22 protein-coding genes and 3 pseudogenes are annotated in these 19,969 nt (G+C 68.8%); 15 read left to right on the forward strand and 10 right to left on the reverse strand.

Annotated features, from left to right (window positions below; translation table 11 throughout):
* Nucleotides 1-76: 76 nt before the first annotated feature.
* Nucleotides 77-826, reverse strand: a complete 750-nt coding sequence (locus V8F63_RS07210) for an SDR family oxidoreductase (RefSeq protein ID WP_392354898.1) — start codon at nt 824-826, stop codon at nt 77-79.
* A 193-nt stretch (nt 827-1,019) separates the two neighbouring features.
* Here V8F63_RS07210 and V8F63_RS07215 point away from each other — a divergent pair, with 193 nt between their 5' ends.
* The 11 genes and pseudogenes from V8F63_RS07215 (at nt 1,020) to V8F63_RS07265 (ending at nt 10,252) form a co-directional block, all read left to right on the forward strand.
* Nucleotides 1,020-1,493: an NUDIX domain-containing protein gene (locus V8F63_RS07215; protein ID WP_392354899.1), complete on the forward strand. Its 474-nt coding sequence runs from the start codon at nt 1,020-1,022 to the stop codon at nt 1,491-1,493.
* A gap of 8 nt (nt 1,494-1,501) precedes the next feature.
* Complete coding sequence (locus V8F63_RS07220; protein WP_392354900.1) at nt 1,502-1,948, forward strand: DMT family transporter; 447 nt, start codon at nt 1,502-1,504, stop codon at nt 1,946-1,948.
* Between the two features lie 16 nt (nt 1,949-1,964).
* Nucleotides 1,965-3,862 (forward strand): annotated as a pseudogene (uvrC, locus tag V8F63_RS07225) (excinuclease ABC subunit UvrC).
* A gap of 54 nt (nt 3,863-3,916) precedes the next feature.
* Nucleotides 3,917-4,198 (forward strand): annotated as a pseudogene (locus tag V8F63_RS07230) (carbonic anhydrase); the annotation flags it as partial.
* A gap of 116 nt (nt 4,199-4,314) precedes the next feature.
* On the forward strand, nt 4,315-4,530 hold the full coding sequence (locus tag V8F63_RS07235; RefSeq protein ID WP_392354901.1) for a hypothetical protein: 216 nt from the start codon (nt 4,315-4,317) through the stop codon (nt 4,528-4,530).
* 80 nt (nt 4,531-4,610) lie between these two features.
* Nucleotides 4,611-5,237 (forward strand): CDP-diacylglycerol--glycerol-3-phosphate 3-phosphatidyltransferase, encoded by a 627-nt coding sequence (gene pgsA, locus V8F63_RS07240; RefSeq protein ID WP_392354902.1) that lies wholly within the window; start codon nt 4,611-4,613, stop codon nt 5,235-5,237.
* Between the two features lie 166 nt (nt 5,238-5,403).
* Nucleotides 5,404-6,483, forward strand: a complete 1,080-nt coding sequence (nadA, locus tag V8F63_RS07245) for a quinolinate synthase NadA (RefSeq protein ID WP_025978595.1) — start codon at nt 5,404-5,406, stop codon at nt 6,481-6,483.
* A gap of 209 nt (nt 6,484-6,692) precedes the next feature.
* Nucleotides 6,693-7,496, forward strand: coding sequence for a site-2 protease family protein (locus tag V8F63_RS07250; RefSeq protein WP_392354903.1), 804 nt, complete (start codon nt 6,693-6,695; stop codon nt 7,494-7,496).
* 3 nt (nt 7,497-7,499) lie between these two features.
* Nucleotides 7,500-9,078 (forward strand): annotated as a pseudogene (locus V8F63_RS07255) (L-aspartate oxidase).
* Nucleotides 9,079-9,954 carry a carboxylating nicotinate-nucleotide diphosphorylase gene (gene nadC / locus V8F63_RS07260; protein ID WP_029972737.1) on the forward strand — a complete coding sequence of 292 codons (876 nt, stop codon included), beginning with the start codon at nt 9,079-9,081 and terminating at the stop codon, nt 9,952-9,954.
* Nucleotides 9,955-10,042: 88 nt separating this feature from the next.
* Complete coding sequence (locus V8F63_RS07265; protein ID WP_253119915.1) at nt 10,043-10,252, forward strand: hypothetical protein; 210 nt, start codon at nt 10,043-10,045, stop codon at nt 10,250-10,252.
* A 6-nt stretch (nt 10,253-10,258) separates the two neighbouring features.
* Here the strand turns inward: V8F63_RS07265 and V8F63_RS07270 are convergent, their stop codons facing one another.
* Nucleotides 10,259-11,341, reverse strand: coding sequence for a cell wall hydrolase (locus V8F63_RS07270; RefSeq protein WP_025978591.1), 1,083 nt, complete (start codon nt 11,339-11,341; stop codon nt 10,259-10,261).
* Nucleotides 11,342-11,768: 427 nt separating this feature from the next.
* On the opposite strand from V8F63_RS07270, the gene V8F63_RS07275 reads away from it, so the two are divergent.
* The 4 genes from V8F63_RS07275 to V8F63_RS07290 all read left to right on the forward strand — a co-directional run bounded on the left by V8F63_RS07275 (nt 11,769) and on the right by V8F63_RS07290 (nt 14,511).
* Entirely contained in the window at nt 11,769-11,966 is a 198-nt protein-coding gene (locus tag V8F63_RS07275) for a hypothetical protein (RefSeq protein WP_134582320.1), read from the forward strand.
* Between the two features lie 220 nt (nt 11,967-12,186).
* Nucleotides 12,187-12,549 carry a DUF6481 family protein gene (locus V8F63_RS07280; protein WP_025978589.1) on the forward strand — a complete coding sequence of 121 codons (363 nt, stop codon included), beginning with the start codon at nt 12,187-12,189 and terminating at the stop codon, nt 12,547-12,549.
* A gap of 166 nt (nt 12,550-12,715) precedes the next feature.
* Entirely contained in the window at nt 12,716-13,192 is a 477-nt protein-coding gene (locus V8F63_RS07285) for a Dps family protein (protein ID WP_392354904.1), read from the forward strand.
* Nucleotides 13,193-13,383: 191 nt separating this feature from the next.
* A complete protein-coding gene (locus V8F63_RS07290; RefSeq protein WP_392354905.1) occupies nt 13,384-14,511 on the forward strand; it encodes a cell wall hydrolase in 1,128 nt (375 codons plus the stop codon).
* 9 nt (nt 14,512-14,520) lie between these two features.
* Here the strand turns inward: V8F63_RS07290 and trxB are convergent, their stop codons facing one another.
* The 8 genes from trxB to V8F63_RS07330 form a co-directional block, all read right to left on the reverse strand.
* Nucleotides 14,521-15,528, reverse strand: coding sequence for a thioredoxin-disulfide reductase (trxB, locus tag V8F63_RS07295; protein WP_392354906.1), 1,008 nt, complete (start codon nt 15,526-15,528; stop codon nt 14,521-14,523).
* A gap of 76 nt (nt 15,529-15,604) precedes the next feature.
* Entirely contained in the window at nt 15,605-15,946 is a 342-nt protein-coding gene (locus tag V8F63_RS07300; RefSeq protein ID WP_134582324.1) for a hypothetical protein, read from the reverse strand.
* Between the two features lie 159 nt (nt 15,947-16,105).
* Nucleotides 16,106-16,585: an ELM1/GtrOC1 family putative glycosyltransferase gene (locus tag V8F63_RS07305; protein ID WP_392354907.1), complete on the reverse strand. Its 480-nt coding sequence runs from the start codon at nt 16,583-16,585 to the stop codon at nt 16,106-16,108.
* 5 nt (nt 16,586-16,590) lie between these two features.
* Complete coding sequence (locus tag V8F63_RS07310; RefSeq protein ID WP_392354908.1) at nt 16,591-17,082, reverse strand: ELM1/GtrOC1 family putative glycosyltransferase; 492 nt, start codon at nt 17,080-17,082, stop codon at nt 16,591-16,593.
* Nucleotides 17,083-17,239: 157 nt separating this feature from the next.
* Nucleotides 17,240-17,713 carry a transcription elongation factor GreA gene (greA, locus tag V8F63_RS07315; RefSeq protein ID WP_003170051.1) on the reverse strand — a complete coding sequence of 158 codons (474 nt, stop codon included), beginning with the start codon at nt 17,711-17,713 and terminating at the stop codon, nt 17,240-17,242.
* A gap of 189 nt (nt 17,714-17,902) precedes the next feature.
* Entirely contained in the window at nt 17,903-18,103 is a 201-nt protein-coding gene (locus V8F63_RS07320; protein ID WP_227157431.1) for a hypothetical protein, read from the reverse strand.
* A gap of 42 nt (nt 18,104-18,145) precedes the next feature.
* A complete protein-coding gene (locus V8F63_RS07325) occupies nt 18,146-18,343 on the reverse strand; it encodes a cysteine protease (RefSeq protein WP_392354909.1) in 198 nt (65 codons plus the stop codon).
* Nucleotides 18,344-18,413: 70 nt separating this feature from the next.
* Nucleotides 18,414-19,730, reverse strand: a complete 1,317-nt coding sequence (locus tag V8F63_RS07330; RefSeq protein WP_303705311.1) for an amidohydrolase — start codon at nt 19,728-19,730, stop codon at nt 18,414-18,416.
* Between the last annotated feature and the right edge of the window lie 239 nt (nt 19,731-19,969).

Genomic DNA, 19,969 nt, shown 5'->3' on the forward strand with positions numbered 1-19,969 from the left:
GAACGGCGGCAGCTAAAGCACCAACCTATCGGCAAATAAAGGTCATGTGGCGGCGAACGACGCCGCCGCTGACGGCTCAGGCGAACTCCAGGTCGCGGTCGCGGCGGGTCAGGGACGCCCCGGCGTCGACCACCAGATTCTGTCCGGTCAGGCTGCGCGCGGTCAGGATGAAGGTCAGGGCGGCGGCCAGATCCTCGACCGGGACGGGCCGTTTCAGCGGCGTGGCCTCGGCCCCGGCCTGATAGTCGGCCTCGGGCCAGCCGGCGGAGGGCAGGGTCAGGCCCGGCGCTATGCCGCAGACGCGGATGCGCGGCGCCAGGGCCAGCGCCAGGGCGCCGGTCATGTGGGCGATGCCCACGCGGCTGACGGTATAGGAGAAGAAGTCGGGGTTCGGCGCCGTGACTTTATAGTCCAGCATATTGACCACCACGCCTTCGTCCGCCTCAGGAAGGCGCGCGGCGAAGTCGCGGATCAGGGCCAGCGGCGCCAGGACGTTGACCTCGTGATGAAGGCGCAGATCCGCCTCCTGAAAGGTCTTCAGCTGGTCATAGACGAACAGGGAGGCGTTGTTGACCAGCACCCGCAACGGCCCGAAGGCGAAGGCCTGATCCATCAGGGCGGCGCGCGCGTCGGGGTCCGTCAGCTCGGCGTGAACGGCGACCGCGCGCCGTCCCATGCCCTCGATCGCCTGAACCACGCCCTGCGCGCCGTCGGCGTCGGAACGATAGTGGACGACGACGTCATAGCCCGCCTGAGCGGCCGCCTTGGCCAGCACCGCCCCGATCCGGCCCGAGGCGGCGGTGACCAGCGCTGCGCCTCTCGACAAGGGCGGCGAAGGGGCGTCAGCGCGCCCGGACTCAGTCAACCCGGCCGAACTCGTAATAGTTGACGGCGGCGATGACGGCGATGAAAACGAAGATGGTGGCGATGGCCAGCATGGTGCAGCTCCTGATTTTGTCCCCGAATAGGGGCAAGCGCGCCCCTGTTCAAGCCGCCCGACCGCAGCCTATCGTGCGCGCATGGCGAACTGGCGCACGCGCATCGAACCCTTCACCCGGCCTTTGTTCTTCGCCTGGTCGCGTATGAGCCGGGGCATGACGCTGGGCGTGCGCGGCGCGGCGGTCGACCCAGAGGGACGGGTGCTGCTGGTCAAACACACCTATCTGGAGGGCTGGTGGCTGCCGGGCGGCGGGGTGGACAAGGGCGAGACGACGCAGGCCGCCGTCATCCGCGAACTGCGCGAAGAGGCCGGGCTGATCGTCAGGGGCGAGCCGCGCCTGCTGTCGGTCCACTCCAATGAACGCTTCTTTCCAGGGGATCACGTGCTGGTCTTTCGCATCGACGCCTTCGACCTGACCGAGCGGACCAGCCACGGCGAGATCGCCGAGATCGGCTGGTTCCATCCCCACGCCCTGCCCGACGACGCCACCCGCGCCACTCGCGCCCGCCTGGCCGAGATCTTCGGCGGCGCCGCGCCCGACCCGAACTGGTGAGACAGCCGATGCAGCTTCCCGTCCTCGCCCTGCTGGCCATGGTGCTCGGCGGCGCCGCCACCGCGCTGCAGGGGCCGACCAATGCGCGACTGGCCAGCGCGGTCGGGTCGCCAGTCAATGCGGCCTTCGTCTCCTTCTTCGTCGGTACGGTGGCGCTGGGGCTGCTGGCGATGGCGTTGCAGACGCGGCCGGACGTGCAGGCGATGAAGGCTCTGCCCGCCTGGGGCTGGATGGGCGGTCTGTACGGCTGCGTCTTCGTGGTGGCCGCCGCCTGGGGCGTGCCCAAGATCGGCGTGGCGCTGACCATCACCCTGATGGTGGCGGGCCAGCTGGCGCTGAGCCTGATCCTCGACCACTTCGGCGCCATGGGCGTGCCCCAGCAGCCGCTCAGCCTGACCCGCGTCGCCGGGGTGGCGCTGGTGATCGGCGGGGTGCTTCTGGTCCGGCGCGGCTGAGCCTATATCCCGGCTGATGACCGATCCGACGCCCGATACTCCGGAAACGCCCAACTCGCAGGCGAACGCCCTTCCGCTTCAGGCCGCCGAGCTGATCGCGGACGAGGCCCGGCGCGCGCCCGACAAGCCCGGCGTCTATCGCATGTACGGCGAGGACGGCGCCTGCCTCTATGTCGGCAAGGCCAAGTCGCTGAAGAAGCGGGTGGTCCAGTATGCGCAAGGGCGATTCCACACCCAGCGCATCGGGCTCATGGTGTCGCTGACCCGCTCGATGGAGCTGGTGGTCACGGCGTCCGAGACCGAGGCCCTGCTGCTCGAATCCAACTTCATCAAGAAGCTGAAGCCGCGCTTCAACGTGGTACTGAGGGACGACAAGTCCTTCGCCGAGCTGATGATCCGCCGCGACCACCGCGCGCCTCAGGTCAGGAAGCATCGCGGCGCCCATACGATTCCCGGCGACTATTTCGGTCCCTTCGCCTCGACCTGGGCGGTCAACCACACGCTGAACACCCTGCAGAAGGCCTTCCTGCTGCGGTCCTGTTCCGACAGCGTCTACGAGACCCGCACCCGCCCCTGCATGCTGCACCAGATCAAGCGCTGCTCGGCGCCCTGCACCGGCCTGATCAGCCTTGAGGACTACGGCGAGCTGGTCACTGAGGCCGAACAGTTTCTGCGCGGCAAGTCGCGCGCGGTCATCGGCCGTCTGTCGCAGGAGATGCAGGCGGCGTCGGACGACCTGGACTTCGAGACCGCCGCCCGCGTGCGCGACCGGATCGCGCCCTGTCGGCCATTTCGATGGAAAGCAGCGTCAACGCCGACGGCGTGGCCGAGGCCGACGTCTTCGCCCTGCACGCCGAGGGTGGTCAGGCCTGCGTCCAGGTCTTCTTCTATCGCGCGGGTCAGAACTGGGGCGGGCGCGCCTATTTCCCGCGCGTGGACAAGAGCGACAGCGACCCGGAAATCCTCGCCGCCTTTCTGGGTCAGTTCTATGAGGACAAGCCGATCCCGCGCCTGATCCTGTCCAACGTCCGCCCTCATGAACTGGAACTGCTGGAGGAAGCCTTCAGCATGAAGGCCGGACACCGGGTCGAGATCGCCCGCCCCCAGCGCGGCGGCAAGGCCAGTCTGGTCGATCACGCCCTGACCAACGCCCGCGAGGCGCTGGGCCGCAAGCTGGCCGAGAACTCGGCCCAGTCCAAGATTCTGGACGAGGTGTGCGAGGCCTTTGGCCTGGACGCTCGGCCCGAGCGGATCGAGGTCTATGACAACGCCCATATTCAGGGGACCAACGCCGTCGGCGGCATGATCGTCGCGGGGCCTGAGGGCTTCCGCAAGAACCAGTACCGCAAGTTCAACATCAAGGGCGAAGACCTGGCCCCCGGCGACGACTACGGCATGATGCGCGAGGTCATGCGCCGCCGCTTCGGCAAGCTGGTCAAGGACGAGGAGGCCGGCGAGGCGGTCGAGCGCCCCGACCTGCTGCTGATCGACGGCGGGGCGGGTCAGCTGGCCGAGGTGCTGGCCGTCATGGCCGATCTGGGCGTCGACGACATCGCCGTGGTCGGCGTGGCCAAGGGACCGGATCGCGACGCGGGGCTGGAGAAGTTCTTCATGCCCGGCAAGGCGCCCTTCATGCTGCCGCTGAAAAGCCCCGCCCTCTATTACCTGCAACGGCTGCGGGACGAGGCGCACCGCTTCGCCAACGGCGCCCACGCCAAGCGCCGCTCGATGGACATCAAGAAGAATCCGCTGGACGAGATCGAGGGCGTCGGGCCTGGACGCAAGAAGGCCCTGCTGCACGCCTTCGGCTCGGCCAAGGGCGTCAGCCGCGCCTCGGTCGCCGATCTGGTCAAGGTCGACGGCGTCAGTCAAGCCCTGGCCGAGCGCATCCACGGCTTCTTTCACAAGTCATGAGAGACGAAGATTCCGGGTTGAGCGACCAAGCGTCGCGGGTCTAGGAAGCGCTTCATGACCGACGAACTGACCAAGGGCTATCACCGCTTCCGCCAGAATCGGTGGCCGTCCGAACACGCCGAATATGAGGCTCTGGCCGCCAACGGGCAGAAGCCGCACACCCTGGTCGTGGCCTGTTCCGACAGCCGCGCCGACCCGGCGCTGATCTTCGACACGGCGCCGGGCGAGCTGTTCGTGGTGCGTAACGTCGCCAACCTGGTCCCGCCCTATGAGCCGGACGGCAAGCTGCACGGCGTCTCGGCGGCGCTGGAGTTCGGCGTCAATGTTCTGAAGGTCCGGCACATCGTCGTCATGGGCCACGCCTCGTGCGGCGGGGTGAACGCCATGCTGAACGGCGCCCCGCCAACTGTCAGGACTTCGTCGCCCCCTGGGTCGAACAGGCCGCCCCCAGCGTGCGCCGCGCTGTCGAGACCCTGCCCGCCGAACAGGTCGAATGCGCCGCCGAGGAGGCCGTGGTGCGCCTGTCGCTTGACAACCTGCGCACCTTCCCCTGGATCGCGGAGAAGGAGGCGGCGGGCGAACTGAAGCTCAGCGGCCTGCATTTCGGCATCGCCCTGGGCATCCTGTCCAAGCTGACGGGGCCGGGACGGTTCGAGCGGCTGGACTAGGCGACGCCCTCGCCGCTTACCTCGCCCTCGCCTCTGGCCGCGAACCGTGGCACACCCGGCGTGTTGCAACGGAAGACGTCATGGCCCCTGCCTACAAAGCCATCCCCAATATTCTGACCAGCCTGCGGCTGGCGGCGGGGATCGTCATGTTCCTGCTGCTGGCGGGGGCGACCAGCGGCTTCCCCTTCGTCTCGGCCTGGCTGAGCCCGGACGACCAGTTCGCCATGTACCGGACGGGGTTCTGGATCTTCGTCATCGCCGCCTCGACGGACTGGATCGACGGCTATCTGGCCCGCCGCTGGAAAGCGGAGACGCGCTGGGGCGCCATCCTGGACCCCATCGCTGACAAGATCCTGGTCACCGGCGCCGTGCTGGGCGTTCTGACCAGCGGCTCGGTGCAGCAGATCATCATCCCCTGCGGCCTGATCCTGTTCCGTGAATTCGCCGTCTCTGCCCTGCGTGAGACGATGGCCGGGCGCATCAAGCTGCCCGTCACCCTGGCCGCCAAGTGGAAGACGACGCTGCAGATGGTGGCTCTGGGGTGCCAGCTGTTCGCCCGCAACTGGGACGGTTGGGGCTTGCCGTTCGACTACCTGCCGGCCTTCCAGCTGTTTTCGGACGCCCTGATCTGGCTGGCCGCTATCGTCACCCTGTGGACCGGCTGGCAGTATTTCAGCGCGGCGCAAAAGCAGATGCGCGACCTCTAAGCCGCCCAGTCTCTCCACCTAAGGCAAGCCAAGCTTTCGCCCGCTCATCAGGCGGCGGCGTCCTTTTCCCTTGCGCCGTGTGCGGAACGGCCTACATTGTTCCTGCTTATGCTAAGTTTGAGCATAAGTCGGGGCCGTGCAGACGGCCGTTGCAGGAGTAGGGATGATGGCGGACGGCGCTTTCGGTCTGTCGAGGGAACTGGCGGAAGAGACCGCTCCGGTGTGGGACAAGGTCAAGGACTTCGTCACCCCGCTGGAATGGCCGCAGCAGGCCCGGTTGATCAGCGAGATCAACCGGCTGAAGCGCGAGCGCGACGCGGTCATCCTGGCCCACAATTACATGACGCCGGAGATCTTCCACGGGGTCGGCGACTATGTCGGCGACAGCCTGGGGCTGGCCAAAGAGGCGGCGCGCTCGGACGCCAAGGTGATCGTTCAGGCGGGCGTCCACTTCATGGCCGAGACGTCCAAGATCCTGTCGCCGGACAAGACGGTGCTGATCCCCGACCTGCGCGCGGGCTGTTCGCTGGCTTCCTCGATCACGGGGGCGGACGTGCGGCTGATCAAGGAGCGGCACCCGGGCCTGCCGGTCGTCACCTATGTGAACACCACGGCCGATGTGAAGGCCGAGACCGACATCTGCTGCACCAGCGCCAACGCCGTTCAGGTGGTGGAATGGGCGGCCAAGGAGTGGGGCGTCGACAAGGTCATCCTGATCCCCGACGAATATCTGGCGCGCAACGTCGCGGCCCAGACGACCGTGGGCATCATCGCCTGGGCGGGCCGCTGCGAGGTGCACGAGCGCTTCACCGCAGACGACATCAAGGAGATGCGCGCCGCCTATCCGGGGGCTGAGATCCTGGCCCACCCGGAATGCCCGGAAGAGGTGCTGGCGGCGTCGGACTTCGCCGGGTCGACGGCGGCGATGATCGACTATGTCGCGGCGCGCAAGCCGAAGCAGGTGGTGATGATCACCGAGTGCTCCATGGCCTCGAACGTCAAGGGCGACGTGCCCGGCGTCGACTTCATCGGCCCGTGCAACCTGTGCCCGCACATGAAGCGCATCACCCTGGAGAACATCCGCGACTGCCTGCGCGACATGAAGTTCGAGGTGACGGTGGCGCCCGAGATGGCCGAGCGCGCCGCCCTGGCGGTGCAGCGGATGATCGATCTGCCGCCGCCGTCGAAGCCTGCGCGCTATGACCTGGTCAAGGCGCGGCATCACGTCGACGTGGAGTTGATCTGATGGCCCTATCCGCAATCCTTCTCCCCTCGGGGGAGAAGGTGGGGCGCGCAGCGCCTCGGATGAGGGGCTGCCTGATACATGCTGGACGTCGAAGGGGTGGCGAGCGTCCCCCTCGTCCGTCCGGCTTCGCCGTCCACCTTCTCCCCCGAGGGAGAAGGATGAGCGTTCAGGGGCCTTGGGGGGCGCGCGACGGGTCGACGCCCCCGCCTGTGCGAACGCCGGAGCGCGAGACTCCGCGCTACAGCGCGCGTCACGACACGCCGCGCGAAGACAAGGGGCAGCACCCGGTCTGGGCGGTGGTCTCCACCCTGTTGATGGCGGGTTTCCTGTGGTTCCTGACCGGCAGCTGGGTCGTGGCGGGGGCGGTCCTGTTCGGCCTGTTCGTGCACGAATACGGCCATGTGCTGGCGATGAACCGCGTCGGCATGGGCCCGGCGCGCATCTACATCATTCCGTTTCTGGGCGGACTGGCGAAGGGCCAGCGCGCGCCGAAGAGCGAATGGCACGGGGTGCTGGTGTCGCTGGCGGGGCCGGCGTTCGGCCTGCTGGCGATGATCCCCTTTGTGGCCGTGGGTCTGGCGATGAAGTCGCCGGAATGGCTGATGGGCGCCTTCTTCATCGCCATGATCAACCTGTTGAACCTGCTGCCCGCCCCGCCGCTGGACGGGTCCAAGGCGCTGGGGCCGGTGCTGACCCGGGTGCATCCTCGGCTGGAGCAGGTCGCCCTGCTGGCCGTCGGCGGACTGGCCGTGTGGTGGGGGCTGTCGACGGGGCGGCTGATCCTCGCCGTCTTCCTGGGGCTGGCGGTGATCGGCCATCTGAAGCGCGGCGTGTGGCGGGCGGCCTGGGGACAGCTGAGCTGGCCCGAGGCGGGACGCAGTCTGGCCCTCTATCTGCTGACGGCGGTTGTCTGCGCGGCGGCGGCGATCGGCGCCCTGCTGCCCCTGACGGGCGGGGCGGTCGAGCCGGCCTTCGAGATGGGGCTGCGTTTCTTCGGGGTGGGAGGCCGCTAGGCCATGGCGCGCATCCGGCATGACGGCCCTCTGATCATCGGTGGCGGGCTGGCGGGCCTGTCGGCGGCGCTGGAGGCGGCCGAGGCGCTCGGTCCAAACGGCAAGGTGCTGGTGGTGACGCCGGAGCCCTTGCTGAACGCCTGTTCGTCGGCCTGGGCGCAGGGCGGGATGGCGGCGGCCCTCTCGCCGCACGACAGCGCGGCCTTGCACGCCAAGGACACCGAGGGGGCGGGCGCCGGTCTGGTCGAGGCTGAGGCGGCGCGCGCCCTGACGATGCGGGGGCGCGAGACGGTCGAGTGGCTGGCGGCGCTGGGCGCGCCCTTCGACCGCGACGCCGACGGCGGCTTTTCCGTCAGCCTGGAGGCGGCCCACAGCCTGCCGCGCGTGGCGCGGGTCGGCGGCGACGGCGCGGGCCGGGCCATCCTGTCGGCTGTGGTCGCCGCCGCGCGGGCGGTGAAGGGCATCGAGATCTGGGAGGACGGGCGGCTGCGCGGCCTGATCCGCGACGTCGACGGCCGGGTGCGTGGCGCGGTGATCGAGCGGCGCGGCGGCCAGGGACATGGAAGGCTGGACGAAGTCTTCGCACCGGCCGTGGTCCTGGCGACCGGCGGGATAGGCGGCCTGTTCGAGGCGACCACCAACCCCTCGGCCCTGCGCGGCGAGGGGCTGGCGCTGGCCTATCTGGCGGGAGCCGAGATTCTGGACCCCGAGTTCGTGCAGTTCCACCCGACGGCCATCGACGTGGGGCTGGACCCGCGCCGCTGGCGACCGAGGCCCTGCGCGGCGAGGGGGCGCGGCTGGTCGATGGGCGCGGCGTCTTCCTGCTGGGCGATCATCCCGACGCTGATCTGGCGCCGCGGGACATCGTGGCGCGGGCGGTGCACGCGGCGCGCATCGAGGGGCGCGGCGCCTTCCTCGACGCGACCAAGGCGGTGGGCGAGGCCTTTCCGCATGAGTTTCCGGCCGTCTTCGCCGCCTGCATGAGGGCGGGGCTGGACCCGCGCGTCAGCCCGATTCCGGTGGCGGCGGCGGCCCACTATCACATGGGCGGCATCGTCGCCGACGACGAGGGCGCACCTCGGTCCCCGGCCTGTTCGCCATCGGCGAGTGCGCGGCGACGGGGGTGCATGGGGCCAACCGGCTGGCGTCCAACTCCCTGCTGGAAGCGGGCGCCTTCGGACGGCGCGCGGGCCGGGCGGCGGCGGCCGAGGTCCAGCCCGAGCGGCGGCCTCTGGCGGCGGTGCAGGCGACGACGGATCTGCCGCCCGAGGCCTTAGCGACCTTGCGCGCCGCCATGACGCGCTATGCGGGCGTGGTGCGGGACGAGGCGGGGCTGACGGCGCTGCTGGCCCTGATCGACGACCTGGCGAAGGCCCATCCGACGGCGGCGTGCCTGGCGGCGGCGCGGCTGGTCGCCGAAGGGGCGCTGAACCGGCGCGAGAGCCGGGGCGGCCACTATCGCCGCGACTTCCCCGACAGTCTGCCGAGGGCCGAGCACACGCGGATGCGCGCAGCGCCGGCGCCGGCGCGCGACGAAGAGGCCGAGGCGGCGACGCTCGCCGCCCTGGCGGCCGTGATCTGAATGACGAAGGACGTTTCCGTGACCCGAACCCTGCCGGACCTGCTGATCGAGCCCGTGGTGCGCATGGCGCTGGCCGAGGATCTGGGGCGCACGGGCGATGTGACGGCGCAGGCCTGCATCCCCGAGGACGCCCGCTTCGGCGCCGTCTTCGCGGCGCGCCAGGCCGGGGTGATGGCGGGCGGGGCGGTGGTGCGGATCGCCGTCCATGCGCTCGACCCTCAGGCGACGGTGACGGTCAAGGTCGCCGACGGCGAGGCGTTCGAGGCGGGGGCCGTGCTGGTCGCGGTCGAGGCGAACGCCCGCGCCCTGCTGGCGGCCGAGCGGACGGCGCTGAACCTGCTGGGCCGGATGTGCGGCATCGCTGCCCTGACGCGGACCTATGTGCAGGCGGTCGCAGGGACGCACGCGCGCATCGCCGACACCCGCAAGACCACGCCGGGCCTGCGCGCGCTGGAGAAGCATGCGGTGGCCTGCGGCGGCGGGCTGAACCATCGCTTCGGCCTGGATGACGCCATCCTGATCAAGGACAACCACGTCGCCGTCTGCGGCGGGGCGGGCGAGGCGGTGCGCCGCGCCAAAGCCTTCGCCCCGCACCTGATGAAGGTCGAGGTCGAGGTCGACGGCCTGGATCAGCTGGACGAGGTGCTGCCCGAGCGGCCCGACGTGATCATGCTGGACAATTTCAGCTTGGACGACATGGCCGAGGCGGTGCGGCGGGTGCGGGACAGCGCCTTCGGGCCGGTGGTGCTGGAGGCGTCAGGCGGGGTGAACCTGACCACGGTCGCGGGCATCGCTGCGACCGGCGTGGACGTCATCTCCGTGGGCGCGTTGACCCATTCGGTGATGCAGCTGGATATCGGCCTGGACGCCGATTGAGCGGACACGGACCGGGGTTTTCGGGGAACGGGCCCCGCGGGGGCCGTTCTCATGCGGCGGGAGGGCGCGACCTCGAAGGAGCGACGCCATGACCAAGGTTCCACATCCGCCCCCGGAGCAGCGCAGCTTTGCCGACCGCGGCCATCGGCCGATGGATGAAGCCGCAGCTGGACGACGCCACAGGGCGGAAGGCGTGCAGTCCGACCAACCCGGCGACGCCGACGTCAATCTGGGCCAGCAGGGGCGCTTCGGCAATCTGCATCAGAACCTGACCACCCGCCGCATGAGCCATCCGTAGGAGGGATCAAGCCTCGGCGCTGACCGAGACCGGAGCGCCCGGCTTGGGCGACGGCGCAGCGCTCCCCGAGCTGGACGGCGTCGGCGGCGGAGTCTCGGCCTTGCCTGAAGCCAAGACCTCGCGCGCCACGACGGCGGTGTAGGCCACGGCGCCCGAAGCGTTGCGGGCGGCTTCGACCGGATCGAGGCTGGCCTGCACCAGGCGGGGTGCGGCCTCGGCCGGACCCGACGGACGCGGGTTGTAGGCGAAGGCCTGGCTGGCGCCCGAACGACCGCCGAAGCGATAGAACAGGTGATCGCCGACCTGATTCACGCGGATCAGATTGTTGCGCCATGACGGCGAGACGGCGGTGGTGTGGAAGTGGGTGGCGTTGCCCACGGCGCTGAATACCTGGCCGGACAGGGCCTTGGTCGCCACTTCGCGGGCGCGGTTCCAGGCGCTGCGGTTGACGGCGCCGCGCATGGCGCCGTTGCAGGTGAAGCTGAACTGGCAACCCGTGCCGCGGTTTGCGCCCTGATAGACGACGGCGCAGACCGTCTTGGGGAAGGCGGGGTGGCGGGCGCGGTTCAGCACCACCTGGGCCACCGCCTTCATGCCGTCGCGGCCTTCGCCGCGCGCTTCATAATAGACGGCCTGGGTCAGGCATTCCAGGTCGCGCGATTGGTCCAGCGCGCCGTCGAGGCGGAAGGGGCGGGCGGCGGACATCTTGGTCGCGCCGGCGGTTTGCAGGTTGGCGCGGCGCAGGCCGTCCTGGCCTTCAAGCTGTTCCAGGCGGGCGGTCAGCAGCTCGGCCTGGCGGTCGCGTTGGGCCGAGCCGGCGACGGAGTAGGGGTCGTGGCGGTGGGCGATGGCAAGGGCGCTGGCGTCCAGTCCGCCGGCCGCTTCGGCCAAGGCTTCCTGAGTATAGGCGCCCTGCAGGCGCTCGGCCTGTTGGCGCACGGTCGAGGCCTGGGCGGCCAGGCCGCCCAGATAGGCCCCTCCGACTGCGAGGCCGACCACGCCGCCGAACGCCGCCGCCGCCGTCGTGGGGCGCAGGCGGAATGAGCGGGCGGCGTGCATCAGCGCGCGCGTCTGCGAGGAGAAAGACAAAGGCGTAGTCCTGTACAACAGGGCGAGGATGCCGCCCCCGTAGTTCCCGAACCCTGGCGACAAGGACGCGTCGCGCTTCAAGCGGGTCGGGTGAACGCCGACTGAACGCCGGCCCTCGAAGGCGGGCCTTTATCCATTGGTTTATGGCCTCAATGTGACTGATTCGCTAGAATCAAAATTTCTGCAGCATCCAGAAATTCTCTGAAAGTCATTATTTTCACTGTTTTAAATCATGACGAAATTGCGCGCCAGACCTTCTTGCGAATACTGTATTGAGATGTTGACTGAAGATTTGGGGGGCCGCATCGGATTGTCGAATAAGCTATTTAAGGGGGTGTGACATCTTGGATGACAGAGTCGTGCCTTAGATGGGAACCGGGCGGTAATTTTCGCGTTCCAAGCTGAGCTATTTCAAGGAGTTGACCCCATGACCCACATCGTATCTCGTCTGGCCGTTCTGACGCTGATCGGCGCCGGCGCCCTGGCCCTGTCGGCCTGCGGCCATACCGTGGAACAGAAGGCGGCGACCGGCGCCGTGGCAGGGGCCGTGGTCGGCGGTCCGGTCGGCGCGGCTGTCGGCGGCGCTGCAGGCGCTGCGGTGGGTCACGCTCAAAAACCGCACTAACGACGCGCCTCTTCGTCGCGAACCGTGGTCGAGAGGCGTCAGTCGCATTAAATCCCATGAAATCGGGCTGTAGAGCTTGATTTCGGCGCGAAATCGGCTTTGCCCTCCCGCCGGGCCGAGCGTGCCGAAACGCGCTCATCGCCCCGTCTTGCGGCCGTCGCTTCTCCGATCGGCCCCATTCGCCGTTTCCATTCGCTATCAAGGACACCCGCCTCTCAGCATGCGCGACCTCAAGAACACCGGCTTCAACGACCGCCTGTCCGCCCAGAAAGACGCCAAACAAGCCCTGCTGGCCCGGTTCAAGCCAAAGCCGATGGTTCAGGACCCCGAGTTCGAAAAGCTGGCCGCCAAGCGCGCCGCCGAGAAGGAGGCCCTTCGCCAGCAACACGAACTCGCCAAGGCCGAACAGCGCCGTGAGAAGGCCGAGAAGGACGCCGCCCGCCTGGCCGCCGACATGGCCGCCCAGGAAGAGGTGGACGCCGCCAAGCGCGCCGCTCGCAAGGAGCGCAAGCAACTGACCAAGGAAGAGCAGAAGGCTGCTCGCGACGCCCGTTACGCCGCCCGCAAGGCGCGCAATCGCTGATTATGACGGTTCGTGCCCCTTCCTGACCGGGAAGGGGCGACGCTGACGCCGCTCTGACATGTCAGAGCGAAGATTCCTGCGAAGTGACGTCGCCGGCCCCTTGGAACGCGGGCCAGACGACCTAACTGCAAGGCTGATCTTCCCAGCCATGCGAACAGGAGCCGTCATGAACGCCATCGACACCGGTCTGAAGCCCAAGGAACGCGCCGACGTCGCGCGCGAACTGTCCAAGGTTCTGGCCGACAGCTACGCCCTCTATCTGAAGACGCACGGCTATCACTGGAACGTGCGCGGGCCGGAGTTCTTCAGCCTGCACAACCTGCTGGAAGAACAGTACCGCGAGATCTGGGCCGCGCTGGACGAGATCGCCGAGCGCATCCGCGCCCTGGGCGAGCTGGCGCCGCAGAGCGCCGCGGCCTTCGCCAATCTGACCTCGATCAAGGACGGCGATCCTGAGAAGGATTCCGCAGCCATGCTCAAGGAGTTGGTCAAGGACCACGGCGTCGTCATCGCCACCGCCCGCGCGGCTTTGGACGCCGCCGATGAGGTCGGTGACGAGGCCTCGGTCGACCTGATGACGGTGCGTCTGGCCGCGCACGAAAAAGCGGCCTGGATGCTGCGCTCCAGCCTCGGCGAGCGATAAGGGGCGGCGTGATTAACGCTCCATCTCACGCAACGGTAATCTTGGCGTCTGAAAAGCGCCGGATTGGGCGGTCATGCAGATCGCTGGTTTCCGGCGCTGTCAGGCGTCGTTATACGGGCGTTGCATGACTCTTGGCCGCCTCACGCCGCTGAAGACGACCGGACGCCGCGCCCTGGCTGCGGCGCGCCGCCATGGCCGTCACCCTGGCGGCGATGGGCGTGGCCATGTCCGCCAGTTCGACGCCGCGCCCCGACATCGACCGGACGGCCGAGGCGGTGGCCCGCGCCACCGGCGGCGATCTCGGTCCGAACGGCCTGGCGGCGGTGATGGAGCGGATGGACGCGAGCCAACTGGCTGTGGCGCGTCGTCATGACCCCGCTCTGGGGCTGCCTGAACTTTACGGCCTGACGCCTGGTTGGGAGAGCCTGACGCTCGGCGGCAAGCCCTCTCTGGATCAGGGCGTGGCCGGCGTCGCCGCCCAGCAGTTGAACGCCGCCATGCCCAGCGCCCTGGGCGCGCTTCAGCCCGCGCGGCCCTTTGTCTTCCGCCCCGCCGATGAGGCGTCGCGCCGGCGCGCCCTGCGCTGCCTGACCCAGGCGGTCTATTATGAGGCGGCCTTGGAGCCGACCGAGGGGCAGGAGGGCGTGGCCCAGGTCGTGCTGAACCGGGTGCGCGATCCCAACTATCCCTCCAGCGTCTGCGGCGTCGTCTATCAGGGCGCCGAGCGGACCACGGGTTGCCAGTTCAGCTTCACCTGCGACGGTTCCCTGGCGCGCGGGCCGGTGCGCTGGGCCTGGGACCGGGCCGAGCGGGTCGCGGCTCGCGCCCTGAACGGCCATGTGGCCGAGCGCGTGGGCACGGCCACGCACTATCACGCCGATTACGTCCACCCCTGGTGGTCGCCGACCCTGGCCAAGATCACTCAGGTCGGGGCGCACATCTTCTATCGCTGGAAGGGCGCGGCTGGAGAGACGGCCGCCTTTGTCAACGCCTATGCGGGCCGCGAGCCGTCGATCGACGAGGCGCGCTTCGCCCAGTCGCGCGTTTTGCTGGCCACGGCGGCTGACAGCGTCGAGGAGGCGCTGGCGGGCGCCAAGTCCGGCGAACTGCGCACGGTCGAGATCGACGGCCAGACCCGCGTAGTGGGGATCGCCAGCCTCGGCGGCCGTCGGCAGGCCAGTAAGGACGAGATCGCCGCCATCAACGAGCGGCTGAAGGCCTTTGAAAGCGGCGCTGTCCCCAGCGTGACCGTAACCGCCCCGCCGCCCGCCGGCGTCACCCCCATGGCCGTCGAAGAGGTCGGCAAGCCGCAGGGGTGAGAGCGTGGTTCACCAGGCGCCGATCTTCTCGGCTTCCTTGTGGCTGATGGGATTTTGGGCGGCCTTGTGGTCTTCCTCGGCCAGGAAGCGGGCGGCCTCCAGCGCAGCCATGCAGCCCATGCCCGCCGCCGTCACGGCCTGGCGATAGACGTCGTCTGTGACGTCGCCGGCGGCCCAGACGCCTTCGATGGCCGTCGCCGCCGTGCCCGGCTTGACGACAAGATACCCGCCGGCCTTGGTTTCCAACTGACCCTGGAACAGCTCTGACGAGGGCGCGTGGCCGATGGCGATGAAGACGCCGTCGGCGGGGATTTCGCTAATTTCGCCGGTCTTGACGTTCTTCAGGCGCACGCCGGTGACGTTGCGGGCGACGCCGTCCACGACCCCGACAATCTCCTCAACGGCCGAGTCCCAGATCACCTTGATCTTGGGGTGGGCGAACAGGCGCTCCTGCAGGATCTTTTCGGCGCGGAACTCGTCGCGGCGGTGAACCACGGTCACGGTCTCGGCGAAGTTGGTCAGGAACAGGGCTTCCTCGACCGCGGTATTGCCGCCGCCGACGACCACCACCTGCTTGCCGCGATAGAAAAAGCCGTCGCAGGTGGCGCAAGCGGACACGCCGAAGCCCTGATATTTTTGTTCGCTTTCCAGCCCCAGCCACTTGGCCTGGGCGCCGGTGGAGATGATGACCGTTTCGGCCAGGATTTCCGCGCCTGAATCGAGCGTCAGGCGGAAGGGGCGCTGGGACAGGTCGGCCTGGGTCACGATGTCATGCAGGACTTCCGTGCCGACATGTTCAGCCTGGGCCTGCATCTGCTGCATCAGCCAGGGGCCCTGGATGGTCTCGGCGAACCCGGGGTAGTTCTCGACGTCCGTGGTGATGGTGAGCTGGCCGCCAGGCTGAAGCCCGGCGATCATCACCGGGTTCAGCGAGGCGCGGGCGGCGTAGATGGCTGCGGTCCAGCCGGCAGGGCCGGAACCGATGATGGCGACGCGGACGTTACGAGCTTGGGTCATGGCGCCTATTTAGGCGCTGATTCCCTGAAGCGCGATCCCGGTTCGACATTTCACGCCCTGGGGCGCCGAGAGCGCGTCAGGCGTGCGCCAGCTGGCCTTCAGAACTGCGGGCGGCGCGCAGGTTCTCCAAGGTGTCGGCGACGTCGGACAGGAACGCCTCACGCCGCGCGGCCGCCTCGGCAGGGTCGGTGCCGTTGCGCATGACGCGGCCGTTGAAAACGGCGGCCTCTTCGCGAATTCGGGCCACCAGTGCGGCGAGGTGTCCCTTGCCCTTATGTTGGTCCATGACTTGGGCGTGGTTGTCGGCGTCTCGCAGACGCCGGGCCAGAGCATCATCGACATCCTGTCCCAACTCGGCGCGGCCAGCCATCTGGCTGAAGTCGTGGGCGTACATCCGGATGAAGTTTTCTACGATCAATTCGAAGCGTCCTTTCGGTGGAAAAAGAGCCACAGAGTTCAAGGCGCGGTCGGCCGCCCGGCGGTTTCGCCGTCGGATGGGGGGCCGGGTTTTGCCTTGATGCCTACATATGGGGATGGCGAGGGCGTTTCGCCACCCTCGCCGGGCGGGTCCCCAGACTCAGCGGGTCTGCAGGGCCGTCAGGATGGCGCGGGCGGCGCGTTCCGTCTCGTCCAACGGCGCATAGGTCCACGGCGTCAGCGCCCCGTCAAAGGGGCGGGCGGCGCCGCGCGCCTGAAGGTCGGCGTGCAGGCGGGCGAACTTGCCGGGCGCCTTCTTCGCCACCATCGGCAGGATATGGACGGGCTTGCCGGTCGAGGCGGCCTCGGCGGCCATGTTGGCGCTGTCCTCGGTGACGAGGATGTGGTCGGCGGCGTCGAGCATGGCGAACAGGGGGTTGTCGCCCTCGCCGTCCCAGATCCAGCCGGGCAGGGCCGACAGGCGCTCGGTCATCGCCGCCTTGGCGGCCTCCGGCGTGCGGCGCGAATAGGTCAGCAACAGGGAGCCCTTCGCAGCGGCGACGGCTTCGGCGATGCGCTCGGCCAGATCGGCGGCGTGAGCGGGCGGCAGGTCGAAGGCGGCGGACGCGCCGCCGACCATCACCGCTACGCGCGGATGGGGCAGGGGGCGATGCGCGAGGCGAAGGCGGGCGCCGCTTCGGCCAGTCTTGCGCGCGTGATGCGGTGGGGGCTGCCGGTGATCGACAGGACGTTGGGGCCGCTGAGGCCGTCATGGGCGGGGGCGACGATCAGGTCATAGCGGTCGTTGCGCCACCGCGGGTCCTGGGTCTGGACGACGAAGGTCTTGCCGCTGCTCCAGTCGCGCACACGCGCCGACAGGGGCAGGCTGGCGCGGCCCGTGGCGATCCACAGGTCGGGCCATTGGGTCACGGTGCGGGGATCGAAAGACCCCGGCGCCAGCATGGCGGGGGTCTTCAGCGCCGAGGGGAGCCGGTCGAAGGCGCGGCGCCAGCGGACCTGCTTGATCTCGATCTGCGCGGGGGTCAGGCGGGCGACGGCCTCGGCCAGGCCCAGGGCCTGGTTCTGGATGCCGGTTCGGCCGTCGGAGACGACCCAGATGGCAAGAGGGGCGCTCACCCCTCTCCCTCCCCGTCCTGGGGAGGGTGGTCGCGCAGCGACCGGGTGGAGAGGGTCGGGTGATACGAACGCGGCGCTTGAATAGCCAAGCCGCCCCCACCCGGCCTCGCCTGCGGCTCAGCCACCCTCCCCGGGACGGGGAGGGAGAGGCTTTGTGTTACTTCCACTCGACCTTGAGGATCTCATAGGCCTTCACGCCGCCGGGCGTGTTGACCTCGACCACGTCGCCGACCTCCTTGGAGATCAGGGCGCGGGCGATCGGCGAGGCGATGGAGATCTTGCCCAGCTTCACGTCGGCCTCGTGTTCGCCGACGATCTGGTAGACGCCTTCTTCCTCGGTGTCCTCGTCCACGAAGGTGACGGTGGCGCCGAACTTGACCTGGTCGCCCGACAGTTTGGACACGTCGATGACCTGGGCGCGGGACAGCTTGTCCTCGATCTCGGCGATCGAGCCCTCGATCCAGCCCTGACGCTCCTTGGCGGCGTGATATTCGGCGTTTTCAGACAGATCGCCATGCTCGCGGGCTTCCGCGATGGCGGCGATCACGCTGGGTCGCTCCACCGACTTCAATTGCTTGAGTTGGTCGTCGAGGGCGCGATAACCCTCGGCCGTCATCGGCACTTTTTCCATTGTGTCGTGAGTTTCTTGCTACGCCCGAAGACAGATGAGAGACGGTTTGGTGCACCGCGGCCACGGGGGCGTCGCGTGACCGGCCAAAGAAGGTAGGGCGCCCTGCGCTCAAACTCAAGATGGGCCAGGCAGGTCGCTGGACGTTGTTCGTCGCGACGGGAAAGCGCTAGCCGCGCTTCGCCGCACCTTCTATTCGCTAGACGGCGGCCGTGGCAGACGATCCTTACCGAAGGCGCGGCGCAGGGCGGTCCAGGCGATAAAGCCCAGCGCCGCCAGCGCCAGCAGCATGAAGGCGCCGGAGACGACGGCGACGCCCGTCGCGATAAAGGCGATGATGAAACAGACGGCCGAAAACAGGGCCGCGATCACTTGGATTACAGACAGGCGCATGGGGATGTTAACGCCTCACGGATCGCCGGGTTGCGACTGAGTTCAGCGCCGGGGCCTGCGTCGCGACGCGGGGGCCGCCTTGACCGCAGGCGCTTCCCCAACGGGGCCGCGACGGCGCTTCCACAACTGCCAGGCTATCCCCGCCAGAGCGATCTTGCCCATGTGGCGGCCCATCATCGCGCGGCCGCGACGCGACAACAGCAGACTGCTCACCAGGGTCGGCAGGCTAGGCAGGAACATGGGCGCGTCTCCGGACGGACAGGGAATGTTCCTGCCTCAACGACCAGGACGCCGCCCGGTTCATCAGCCTTTACCGTTTCGGCATCAGGGCCTCGGCGGCCAGCACCGAACCTTCCACGCCCAGGGTGACGGCGGGCTCGGGCGTGATGCGGAACAGGCCTGAGTGGTGGCCCGGCGCGCCCTTGACCTGATCGGCCGGGGTGCCGCCGACGCGGAAGTAGACGCCCTTCACCCCCAGTTCCGGGGTGACGAACTCGGCGAAGTCCTCGGCGCCCATGCCGGTGCGCGGATTGTCGATCAGGACGCCGTCGCCCAGACCGGCCGTCAGGGCCTCGCGGACGCGGGCGGCCGTCTCGGCGTCATTGATGGTGGGCGGCGTGTTTTCCAGCGGCGATCGTACGACGGTCGGCAGCTTGTCTTCGGGCACGCCCAGGGCGCGGGCGGTGTTCGCCGAGATGCGGTCGATGCCGTCCAGCAGCTTGGCGCGAACTTCGGGGCTGTCCGAGCGTACGGTCAGCTGCATGTCGACGCGGTCGGAGATGATGTTGTGCTTGATGCCGCCCTTGATGGCGCCGACCGTGACCACGGCTCCCTCCAGCGGGCTGGTCTCGCGGCTGCGCAGGGATTGCAGCGCGACCACGATATGCGAGGCGACCAGGATCGGATCGACCCCCAGGTGCGGGGAGGCGCCGTGGGTGGCGACGCCGTGCACGGCGATATCCACGCTGTCCGAACTGGACGAAGTGATGCCCAGGGGCACGCCGATCCGGCCCGTCGGCGTGTCGGACGAGACGTGGAAGGCCAGGGCGTAGTCCGGCTTGGGGAAGCGGGAGTAGAGGCCGTCCTGCACCATGGCGCGGGCGCCGAAGATGCGTTCCTCGGCCGGCTGGGCGACCAGCACCAGGGTGCCGGACCAGTTGGCCTTGCGCGCCTGCATCTGGCGCGCCGTGCCGACTAGGGCGGTGATGTGCACGTCGTGGCCGCAGGCGTGCATGACGGGCTTCTCCACCCCGTCGGTGTCGACCTGACGGGCGGTGGAGGCGTTGGCGAGGCCCGACTGCTCCTCGACCGGCAGGCCGTCCATGTCGGCGCGGATCATGACCGTGGGGCCGGGGCCGTTGCGCAGGACCGCGACCACGCCCGTGCCGCCGACGCCGGTGGCGACCTCATAGCCGAGAGCGCGCAGCTCCTGCGCCATGCGGGCCGCGGTCTGGACTTCGAGACCCGACAGCTCGGGGTTGCGGTGAAAGTGGTCGAACAGGGCGCCGAGGTTGGCGTCGTAGTCGGCCTTGACGGCAGCCTTCAGGGCGGCGTCCTGCGCCACGGCGGGCGCGGCGCCTGCGGCCAGAACGGCAGCCAGAACGGCGGTGAGCGTGGTCTTCTTCATAATGGCGTCCCCTCCAATGTCACGTACGACCTTAGCTGCTGACGGGGAGGGGGCAACCGGGCAAGGATGTTGATTTATCCGCCGTCATCCTCGGGCTTGACCCAAGGATCCAGCCGTCCGTCTGCACTGCGTCGGCAAGGAAGAGCGCGCCGCCACCCTGGATCCTCGGGTCAAGCCCGAGGATGACGGCGGAAGGCGGAAGGCGGAAGGCGGAAGGCGGAAGGCGGAGGGGGTAAGCG

The sequence above is a fragment of the Brevundimonas sp. LF-1 genome (genome assembly GCF_037055305.1).
Classification (GTDB): Bacteria; Pseudomonadota; Alphaproteobacteria; order Caulobacterales; family Caulobacteraceae; genus Brevundimonas; species Brevundimonas sanguinis.

Excerpts from the sequence above, each read along its gene's own strand:
- V8F63_RS07215 (WP_392354899.1), top strand. The coding sequence starts at position 1,020 with ATGGCGAACTGGCGCACGCGCATCGAACCCTTCACCCGGCCTTTGTTC.
- V8F63_RS07220 (WP_392354900.1), top strand. The coding sequence starts at position 1,502 with ATGCAGCTTCCCGTCCTCGCCCTGCTGGCCATGGTGCTCGGCGGCGCC.
- pgsA (WP_392354902.1), top strand. The coding sequence starts at position 4,611 with ATGGCCCCTGCCTACAAAGCCATCCCCAATATTCTGACCAGCCTGCGG.
- nadA (WP_025978595.1), top strand. The coding sequence starts at position 5,404 with ATGGCGGACGGCGCTTTCGGTCTGTCGAGGGAACTGGCGGAAGAGACC.
- nadC (WP_029972737.1), top strand. The coding sequence starts at position 9,079 with ATGACGAAGGACGTTTCCGTGACCCGAACCCTGCCGGACCTGCTGATC.
- V8F63_RS07265 (WP_253119915.1), top strand. The coding sequence starts at position 10,043 with ATGACCAAGGTTCCACATCCGCCCCCGGAGCAGCGCAGCTTTGCCGAC.
- V8F63_RS07275 (WP_134582320.1), top strand. The coding sequence starts at position 11,769 with ATGACCCACATCGTATCTCGTCTGGCCGTTCTGACGCTGATCGGCGCC.
- V8F63_RS07280 (WP_025978589.1), top strand. The coding sequence starts at position 12,187 with ATGCGCGACCTCAAGAACACCGGCTTCAACGACCGCCTGTCCGCCCAG.
- V8F63_RS07285 (WP_392354904.1), top strand. The coding sequence starts at position 12,716 with ATGAACGCCATCGACACCGGTCTGAAGCCCAAGGAACGCGCCGACGTC.
- V8F63_RS07290 (WP_392354905.1), top strand. The coding sequence starts at position 13,384 with ATGGCCGTCACCCTGGCGGCGATGGGCGTGGCCATGTCCGCCAGTTCG.
- trxB (WP_392354906.1), bottom strand. The coding sequence starts at position 15,528 with ATGACCCAAGCTCGTAACGTCCGCGTCGCCATCATCGGTTCCGGCCCT.
- V8F63_RS07305 (WP_392354907.1), bottom strand. The coding sequence starts at position 16,585 with ATGGTCGGCGGCGCGTCCGCCGCCTTCGACCTGCCGCCCGCTCACGCC.
- greA (WP_003170051.1), bottom strand. The coding sequence starts at position 17,713 with ATGGAAAAAGTGCCGATGACGGCCGAGGGTTATCGCGCCCTCGACGAC.
- V8F63_RS07320 (WP_227157431.1), bottom strand. The coding sequence starts at position 18,103 with ATGCGCCTGTCTGTAATCCAAGTGATCGCGGCCCTGTTTTCGGCCGTC.
- V8F63_RS07325 (WP_392354909.1), bottom strand. The coding sequence starts at position 18,343 with ATGTTCCTGCCTAGCCTGCCGACCCTGGTGAGCAGTCTGCTGTTGTCG.
- V8F63_RS07330 (WP_303705311.1), bottom strand. The coding sequence starts at position 19,730 with ATGAAGAAGACCACGCTCACCGCCGTTCTGGCTGCCGTTCTGGCCGCA.